The sequence below is a fragment of the Nitrosomonas supralitoralis genome, assembly GCF_003011925.2.
GTDB classification, from domain to species: Bacteria; Pseudomonadota; Gammaproteobacteria; order Burkholderiales; family Nitrosomonadaceae; genus Nitrosomonas; species Nitrosomonas supralitoralis.
On sequence record NZ_PXXU01000021.1, the window covers coordinates 47,422 to 57,080 of the forward strand.

Sequence of the window (9,659 nt, forward strand, 5' to 3'; positions counted from 1 at the left end):
ATAGCCTTATTATTTGTTGATAATCAAAACACCATATATTGATCATGTAATATATTATTTATCGAGTTCTTGCGTGGCATTGTATATGGCAAGTGCTGCTTTACTTGCTTTGACATCATGCACACGCACAATTCTGGCACCTTTAACTGCAGCAAGCAAGGCTGCGGCAACACTCTCATGCAGCCGCTGGCTCACATTGTTGCCAGTTATCGCACCGAGCATGGATTTGCGGGATAAGCCTGCTAATATTGGAATGCCTAAGGTAGTGAATTCATTAAGCTGATTAAGTAATGCAAGGTTATGCTGCAGTGTCTTGCCAAATCCAAAACCAGGATCGATAACCAATCGGTTTGATGCAATTCCTGCTGTATTCACTGCATGGATTCGCTGTCGCAAAAAATCTTTTACCTCGGAAACGATATCTATGTATTGGGGATTGGCTTGCATGCTTTGTGGCGTGCCTTGCATATGCATTAGACAAATTTGTACATGTTTATGCGGTGCTACAGCTTCCAGCGTTCCGGGATTACGCAATGCATTGACATCGTTAATCATGAAGGCACCTGCTTCAATTGCATGTTTCATCACCTCAGGCTTGGAGGTGTCTATGGAAATTGGAATGCCGGTATCAACGAGTGCTTCCAGCACAGGTAATACGCGATTCAATTCTTCATCTACATTAACATATTGACTTCCGGGGCGCGTTGATTCTCCGCCAATATCAAGAATGTCGGCGCCTTCGTCAATGAGATCTCTTGCATGTGCAATAGCTCGTTGTGTTGACAAATAAAGTCCGCCATCTGAAAAGGAATCAGGGGTTACGTTAATAATACCCATTATCAATGGCTGGTTGGATGAAGCGATAAAGTCGTATGGAAATGAATGCACAGTACAAAAAATTTAAGCAAGCAAAAACGGGATACAATTTTAAAGAATCGTATCCCGTTTTTAAGTTATCAATGATTAATCAGCTTATTTGGCAACCTCTTGTGGTGCTGAAGAGTCGCTTTGTTCTTCTTCAGTTTCTGTTGTTGAAGACTCATCGCTTGCGCTTGAAGATATGATTTGTGGGGGTTTGGGTGGGCGTGGCGGACGACCATCCATAATATCCTTAATCTGGTCGCTATCAATCGTTTCCCATTCCAGCAAAGCCTTAGTCATGGCTTCGATTTTGTCTTTATTTGCTTCAATGAGTTTGCGTGCAATTGCATATTGCTCGTCGACTATGCGGCGAACTTCTGCATCAACTTTTTGCATGGTTGCCTCACTCATATTTTTATGAGTGGTTACTGAGCGACCAAGAAATACCTCGCCTTCGTTTTCACCATAAACCATTGGGCCAAGTTTGTCAGACATCCCCCACTGGGTTACCATTTGTCGTGCTAAATCCGTGGCGCGTTCAAAATCATTAGATGCGCCAGTAGTCATTTGTTTCATAAAAACTTCTTCAGCTATACGCCCCCCGAACATTACCGCAATTCTTTGTAGTATTTCTTCACGTTCCATACTGAAACGATCTTCTGTGGGCAATTGCATAGTCACGCCTAGGGCACGACCTCGAGGAATGATTGTTACTTTATGGACTGGATCAGTTTTTGGGAGCAACTGAGCGACTACGGCGTGCCCTGATTCATGATAAGCAGTATTTCTACGCTCATGCTCAGGCATAACCATTGATCGCCTCTCTGCACCCATGAAAATTTTGTCTTTAGCACGTTCAAAATCATCCATGTCCACCAAGCGTTTGTTGCTACGAGCCGCAAATAATGCCGCCTCGTTAACCAAGTTGGCCAGATCGGCACCTGACATACCAGGTGTGCCGCGCGCAAGAATATCCGCTTTTACATCAGGCGATAAAGGTACTTTGCGCATATGTACATGAAGAATTTGTTCGCGCCCACGTATGTCAGGTAATGGTACCGTTACTTGACGATCAAAGCGACCGGGGCGTAACAACGCTGGATCCAAAACATCAGGGCGATTGGTTGCGGCGATCACAATTACACCCATGGCACCTTCAAAACCATCCATTTCTACCAGTAACTGATTAAGTGTTTGTTCTCGTTCATCGTTGCCACCGCCAAGGCCGGCGCCACGTTGACGGCCTACTGCATCAATTTCATCGATAAAAATGATGCAGGGCGCATGTTTTTTTGCTTGTTCAAACATATCTCGAACCCTGGATGCACCTACACCAACAAACATTTCGACGAAATCTGAGCCGGAAATACTAAAGAAGGGTACTTGAGCTTCGCCAGCAATCGCCCGAGCAAGCAACGTTTTCCCTGTTCCCGGACTACCTACCATCAAAACCCCGCGCGGGATGCGTCCACCTAATTTCTGGAATTTTGTAGGGTCTCGCAGAAATTCAACCAGTTCAGCAACTTCCTCTTTGGCTTCCTCGCAACCGGCAACATCATTAAAGGTTACCGTGTTGGCTGATTTGTCGAGCATGCGTGCTTTACTTTTACCAAATGAGAACGCGCCACCATTGCGTCCGCCACCCTGCATTTGACGCATGAAAAAAATCCATACGCCAATCAGCAGAAGCATAGGGAACCATGAAATGAAAATACTCATCAGCATGGACGGTTCTTCTTCAGGTTTTGCTTCAACGATAACACCAGCTTTCAATAAATCGCTAACCATCCAAGGATCAGATGGTGCATATGTTGTGAAGCGCCGGCCATCAGACTTCGTGCCTTTAAGTGTTCGTCCTTCAATAACAACTTTGGCGATTCTGCCCTGATTCAATTCAGTGATGAATTGAGAGTATTCCATAGGTACTTGCGCTGGTTGACGAACGCTGAATTGATTAAATACAGTCATCAACACTAGTGCAATTACCAGCCAAATGGCCATGTTTTTAATTAAGTTATTCAAAATAGCTCCTCGATTTGCACCTAAAAATCATTGATAAATCATTTTAACTCTATTCTGTTTAATATAACAGAATAGTTCGTTTTTAATAAATGTACTATAAAACTCTCATTCTGCTATTAATTTATACTGTAATCACTGAACAGATCCATTCACTCATGAACAACTGCAATAATTACTTTTTTCCTAATCCTAATAAATATAATTCATTGCTTCGATCGCGCGATGCCTTGGGTTTTCGTATTATCACTTTTTTAAATCCAGCACGCATATCGAAAAGAAATTGATCAAAATCCCTGCCTTGAAAAGCTTTGACTAGAAAATTTCCACCATAGTTCAGTTGCTCCATTGAGAAAGCCAGCGCTAGTTCTGCTAAATTCATACTTCTGGCTTGGTCGCTGATAACGATTCCACTCATGTTTGGCGCCATATCTGAAATGACAAGATCAGGTTGATGATCTCTCAAATATCTTTTTAATTCAGCTACAGCATATTCTTCTCTAAAATCACCTTGAATAAATTCTACATTTGGCAATGGTGCCATTTCAAGAATATCTAACGCTATAACTTTGCCATTGTGGCCTACTTTGTGACTGGCTACTTGAGACCAGCTGCCGGGTGCTGCGCCTAAATCAACGACAATCAGTCCTGATTTTAGTATGTGCTCTCTTTCGGCAATTTCAAGCAATTTATACGCAGCACGTGAACGATAACCTTCTTTTCTTGCTTGTTTGACAAAAAAATCATTGACATGCTCTTTCATCCAAGCTTTGCTGGTTTTAGCCCGTTTCATCAAGTAGAATAATGCGTTTGAAGAGAATTTATGTTAACACTAACTATAGCTCATCGGCGTGAATTAAAGGCACAAGCGCATGCGTTAAATCCGGTTGTGATGATTGGAAAGTCCGGATTATCTTCTAGCGTTATTGAAGAATTGAATCGTGGACTTTCAAGCCATGAATTGATCAAGATTAAAGTGCAGATAGATGATCGGATCGCCAGAAATGAGCTGTTTGAGCAGATATGCCAGCAGTTAAACGCTGCGCCTGTGCAGCATATAGGCAAGATTTTTGTTATTTATCGACCCAAACCAGAAGAGGCTGACAAAAAGGTTGTGCAGGCATCGAAAAAGAAGACAAGTGGCCCTTTCCGCACCAAGCGGAGTTTTCAGAACTGAATCCAAACCAATATTTAGATATACTTGACATTCAATATTTCGTACTCGCGTATGCCGCTAGGTGCATGGACTTCTGCAATATCTCCTGCATACTTACCAATCAGTGCACGTGAAATGGGAGAGCTGATGGAAATTTTTCCATCTTTAATGTCGGCTTCATCATCCCCTACAATTTGATAAGTGACAACTTCGCTGCTTTGTAAATCTTCCAATTCAACGGTAGCTCCAAAAACACAAGCACCGTCTGCATTAATGAGAGTTGGGTTGATGATTTGTGCACTCGAGAGCTTACTTTCAAGTTCGGCGATACGTCCTTCAATAAATCCTTGTTTTTCCTTGGCGGCATCATATTCGGCATTTTCTGAAAGATCGCCGTGAGCACGTGCCTCAGCAATAGCTGCAATGACGGCAGGACGATGTACTGTTTTCATCTCATGCAATTCTTTACGCAATGCTTCTGCTCCAGTCACGGTTAACGGGATAGTACTCATGATAATTTTTTGCCTTTCATTTTTATTCTGTATCAAAAATCAGATAGAGTTCAATTCTATCTATGTTTTTAGTTCTCTATGTAATTTCTGCAATTTATAAACCTGCAATTCACGTTTATTGGTGATACCCACACAGGCAGCGCGCGCACCGGCTAAAGTTGTATAGTAAGTAACTTTCGCTTGAAGCGCAGCATGGCGAATTGAATAGGAGTCTCGTATTGCACTACGTTGATTTTTTACGGTGTTAATGATTAAGCTGATTTCACCATTTTTAATCATGTCAACAATATGTGGCCGACCCTCAGCTACCTTATTGATGATAATAACCTCTATCCCAGCTTCTGTGATAGCAGCTGCAGTTCCCCGTGTAGCATAAAGGGTGAAGCCCAGTTCTGCAAGACTGCGTGCGATTTCGACTGCATGCAATTTATCTGATCGCCGCACACTAATAAAGATTTTACCAGAAGTCGGCAAGCGAACATCGGTTGCCAATTGAGATTTAACAAAAGCTTCCGCAAAAGTAGAACCCATTCCCATAACTTCTCCGGTAGATTTCATTTCCGGACCTAATATCGTATCAACACCAGGGAGTTTTATAAAGGGGAAAACAGCTTCTTTGACAGAATAATATTCTGGAATCACTTCTTCGGTAACGTCCTGCTCAATCAAGGATCTTCCTGTCATGCAGCGTGCCGAAATTTTGGCTAGTTGAAGGCCGGTAGCCTTGGAGATAAAAGGTACAGTGCGAGAGGCCCTCGGATTGACTTCAAGAACATAAACTGTATCGTCTTGAATAGCAAACTGTACATTCATCAGTCCGATGACATTCAGAGCACGCGCCATTTCGGCAGTTTGCCGACGTAACTCATCCAGTATCTCAGGCTGCAAGTTAAAGGTTGGCAGCGAGCATGCAGAATCACCGGAATGTACGCCCGCTTGCTCAATATGTTCCATGATGCCGCCAATCAGAACAGTTTCTCCATCGTAGATGGCATCGACATCAACTTCGGTAGCATGGGTGAGAAAATGATCCAACAATACCGGGGAATCATTGGATACCTTGACAGCTTCACGCATGTATCGTTCCAGATCAGCTCTTTCATGTACTATTTCCATAGCGCGTCCGCCCAATACATAACTGGGTCGTACCACCAGCGGGTAACCAATTTCTTCTGCAGCAATCAAGGCGGCCTCAGGATTGCGCACAGTGCGGTTGGGCGGTTGAATTAAACCTAACTGTTGCAGCATTTTCTGAAAGCGTTCACGATCTTCAGCGCAATCGATCATATCTGGGCTGGTGCCAATAATCGGTACACCATTGGCTTCCAGGTCGCGCGCGAGTTTAAGGGGTGTTTGTCCGCCATATTGCACAATCACGCCATCAGGTTTCTCCACGGCGACGATTTCTAGCACATCTTCTAATGTCAATGGCTCAAAATATAATCGATCGGATGTGTCATAATCGGTTGAGACAGTTTCAGGATTGCAGTTAACCATGATAGTTTCAAAACCGTCTTCTCGTAACGCCAGGGCGGCGTGAACGCAACAATAATCAAATTCGATTCCCTGGCCGATACGATTTGGGCCACCACCCAAGACCATAATTTTCTTTTTGTTCGTGGGAGAAGATTCACATTCATCCTCGTAGGTCGAATACATATAGGCTGTGCTGGTAGCGAACTCGGCCGCGCAGGTGTCAACGCGTTTGTAGACTGGACGCAAGTCAAATTGATGTCGGTATTTACGAACTTCAGTTTGACCAGTACGGAGTAGTTTGGCCAAGCGCCGATCGGAAAAACCGCTGCGCTTTAACTTGCGCAATGCTTGTTTATCCAGCCCTTCTAGCTTGAGCCTCGTTAATGCTTGTTCTTGTCTAATCAGATCTTCGATTTGCGCCAGAAACCAAGTATCAATATGCGTTAGCTGATGGATTTCTTCAAGCGAAAGATTGCAGCGGAAAGCATCGGCGACATACCAGATCCGCTCTGGACCAGGGTTGGCAAGTTCAGTTTGGATGGTTTCCAGGTTATCGGTTTTTTCATCCAGTCCATCTACACCGGTTTCCAGTCCACGTAAGGCTTTTTGCAGAGATTCCTGGAACGTGCGACCGATTGCCATGACTTCGCCGACGGATTTCATTTGTGTCGTTAGACGATCATTGGTTTGTGGAAATTTTTCAAAAGCAAAGCGCGGTACTTTGGTAACAACATAATCAATCGTCGGTTCAAACGAGGCTGGTGTAATTCCGCCGGTAATGTCATTGCCCAGCTCGTTCAGGGTATAACCAACCGCAAGCTTAGCTGCAATTTTGGCAATCGGGAACCCGGTTGCTTTAGAAGCTAAGGCAGAAGAACGTGAAACACGCGGATTCATTTCAATCACAAACATGCGGCCGTTGTCAGGATTGATTGCAAATTGTACATTGGAGCCGCCTGTTTCGACGCCGATTTCACGGAGCACGGCAATCGAAGCATTGCGCATCAGTTGATACTCTTTGTCCGTCAACGTTTGTGCGGGCGCAACCGTGATGGAATCACCGGTATGCACGCCCATCGGATCGATGTTTTCGATCGAGCAGACAATAATGCAATTGTCGTTTTTATCCCGTACGACTTCCATTTCGAATTCTTTCCAACCGATTACGGACTCTTCGATCAACAATTCTTTGGTGGGAGAAGTTTTCAATCCACGTTCGCAAATATCGAGAAATTCTTCGCGATTGTAAGCAATGCCGCCGCCGCTGCCTCCCATGGTAAAAGATGGACGGATAATCACTGGATAGCCCAGCATGGCTTGAACTTGCAACGCTTCTTCCATACTGTGTGCTACTGCAGACCGGGCGGAGTCTAAGCCGATGCGCGTCATGGCTTGCTTGAATTTTTCGCGATCTTCCGCCATATCAATTGCTTCACGCGAAGCGCCAATGAGTTCGACACCATATTTTTCCAATACGCCGTGCTTGACCAAATCCAGTGCACAATTCAACGCAGTTTGACCACCCATGGTAGGTAGCAAAGCTTCTGGCCGCTCAATCGCAATGATTTTTTCGATCATGGTCCAGGTAATCGGCTCGATATAGGTTGCGTCCGCCATTTCCGGATCAGTCATGATGGTGGCAGGATTGGAATTTACCAGAATGATGCGATAACCTTCTTCTCGCAGAGCCTTGCATGCTTGCACGCCAGAATAATCAAACTCGCAGGCTTGACCGATAACGATGGGGCCGGCACCGATGATAAGTATGGATTGAATGTCGGAACGTTTAGGCATACATTTTTAATGTGGCATCATGCGGTGGTTATTGAGAATTATTTTTATAACGTTGTATCATGTTGATGAATTTATCAAACAGATAATCAGCTTCGTGTGGACCTGGGCTGGCTTCCGGGTGTCCTTGAAAACAAAACGCCGGCTTGTCAGTTAATTCGAAACCCTGCAGACTCCCATCGAACAGTGATACATGCGTGATACGAGCTGTGGCTGGCAATGTATCGGCGTCGACTGCAAACCCATGGTTCTGACTGGTAATGAAAACTTTTCCGCTGGCCACATCCTGCACCGGATGATTGGCGCCATGATGGCCAAATTTCATTTTGATGGTGTGCGCGCCGCTAGCCAATCCCAATAATTGGTGGCCCAAGCAGATACCGAATAGCGGTATATTGCTGTTCAGCAGTGATTGGGTTGCAGAAATGGCGTAATCACAGGATTCAGGATCCCCAGGGCCGTTAGAAAGAAATACTCCATCCGGCCGCCTTGCCAAAATCTCATCGGCCGATGTTTGTGCCGGAAAAACTGTCACTCTGCAGCCACGTTGCGCCAGTTTGCGCAAAATTGTACGTTTAATGCCAAAATCATAAGCCGCGACGTTAAACTTGAAACTTTCTGGAGCCTGATAACCGGACTCCAATGACCACTCTCCCTCCGTCCAGGTATACGATTGCCGACAACTGACAACTTTGGCGAGATCCATTCCGGTCAATCCGGGAAACCCTCGGGCGGTTTGTAATGCTTTTTCCTCATCGACATCCCCCGCCATGATGCAGCCGGATTGCGCACCCTTTTCACGCAAAATGCGCGTCAACTTTCGAGTATCGATTTCAGCGATGGCGACGACTTTTTGTTCCTGGAGAAACTCAGGTAAGGTGTGGGTTTTGCGGAAATTACTTGCCATCAACGGAAGATCGCGGATTACCAAACCCGCCACATGTACTTTGTTGATATTACCGGATTCGAAATCTTCCGGATTGATTCCAGTGTTACCGATATGCGGATACGTTAATGTGATGATTTGTTGACAATAAGACGGATCAGTCAATATTTCCTGATAACCGGTCATTGCGGTATTGAAAGCAACTTCTCCTGTTTTTATGCCGTCAACGCCAATAGACACGCCCCGAAAAATTGTTCCATCAGCGAGTGCGAGGATGGCATGCGGTCGTTGTGACACAAAAAACTCCTTGGAAGCTGACAAAATCTAGAAAATAGAACCGAGGCTTACTCTATTCAATGCCTTGGTCATTGAAGATCGAATTATACGTGAAAAAGGTTTATTTTTCTATTTGTGGTTATAAGCGAGTTGTTGGCGCCACGCGCTTGTTTTCTGGTTATCTATTACTGGCGTTATTGTGGTATTTAAGTTTTTTGCCGCGAAGTGAGTTTTGCCTGTGTGTTGAATTTCTGGATTGATCTCTATGCTTCTATATTCAATCCATTTTATAAGGACGTTTGGCGTATTTTATGTAAATTACAAGATTTAACTCCAATATAAGATCATTTAAATCGTGACCAATACCACAAACCCAAAACTTAACATTTTTTGAGCTTAGAGGTTTTGTTAGTGAACCCAGTCCTTTTTTACATCAAACACATCTAGAAGAATAAGAAGACCATTTCTTCTCATCCTGATCTTTACTTGATACTGAATAATTGAGAAAACAAATTTCTAAATGTTTTCACTACTGTCCCGTTAACATCTAATTGAGAGGCGGCCTGATTTGCCCTGAATTGGTATAATAAGTTTTCTCATAACTTGTTGAACCAGCATAGGAAACCAGGTCATGTCACATTATAATACGATCTTTTCACAAATACTAAAATTTGTACCGAGA

At 44.1% G+C, this 9,659-nt stretch carries 7 protein-coding genes; 1 reads left to right on the plus strand and 6 read right to left on the minus strand.

Annotation, left to right across the window (positions count from 1 at the left end):
• Nucleotides 1-54: 54 nt before the first annotated feature.
• From folP to C7H79_RS08460, 3 genes are all read right to left on the minus strand, one after another.
• The gene (folP, locus tag C7H79_RS08450; RefSeq protein WP_106706846.1) at nt 55-837 is read right to left on the minus strand and encodes a dihydropteroate synthase; all 783 of its coding nucleotides are present in this window, start codon (nt 835-837) and stop codon (nt 55-57) included.
• 135 nt (nt 838-972) lie between these two features.
• Nucleotides 973-2,883: an ATP-dependent zinc metalloprotease FtsH gene (ftsH, locus tag C7H79_RS08455; RefSeq protein ID WP_106706847.1), complete on the minus strand. Its 1,911-nt coding sequence runs from the start codon at nt 2,881-2,883 to the stop codon at nt 973-975.
• 172 nt (nt 2,884-3,055) lie between these two features.
• A complete protein-coding gene (locus C7H79_RS08460) occupies nt 3,056-3,673 on the minus strand; it encodes an RlmE family RNA methyltransferase (protein WP_106706848.1) in 618 nt (205 codons plus the stop codon).
• Between the two features lie 30 nt (nt 3,674-3,703).
• Here C7H79_RS08460 and yhbY point away from each other — a divergent pair, with 30 nt between their 5' ends.
• Nucleotides 3,704-4,057: a ribosome assembly RNA-binding protein YhbY gene (yhbY, locus tag C7H79_RS08465; protein ID WP_106706849.1), complete on the plus strand. Its 354-nt coding sequence runs from the start codon at nt 3,704-3,706 to the stop codon at nt 4,055-4,057.
• A 14-nt stretch (nt 4,058-4,071) separates the two neighbouring features.
• Here the strand turns inward: yhbY and greA are convergent, their stop codons facing one another.
• The 3 genes from greA to carA are packed head-to-tail and all read right to left on the minus strand — an operon-like array spanning nt 4,072 to nt 8,998.
• Entirely contained in the window at nt 4,072-4,548 is a 477-nt protein-coding gene (greA, locus tag C7H79_RS08470; RefSeq protein ID WP_106706850.1) for a transcription elongation factor GreA, read from the minus strand.
• A 60-nt stretch (nt 4,549-4,608) separates the two neighbouring features.
• Nucleotides 4,609-7,818 (minus strand): carbamoyl-phosphate synthase large subunit, encoded by a 3,210-nt coding sequence (gene carB, locus C7H79_RS08475; protein WP_106706851.1) that lies wholly within the window; start codon nt 7,816-7,818, stop codon nt 4,609-4,611.
• 28 nt (nt 7,819-7,846) lie between these two features.
• Entirely contained in the window at nt 7,847-8,998 is a 1,152-nt protein-coding gene (carA, locus tag C7H79_RS08480) for a glutamine-hydrolyzing carbamoyl-phosphate synthase small subunit (protein ID WP_106706852.1), read from the minus strand.
• Nucleotides 8,999-9,659: the final 661 nt, after the last annotated feature.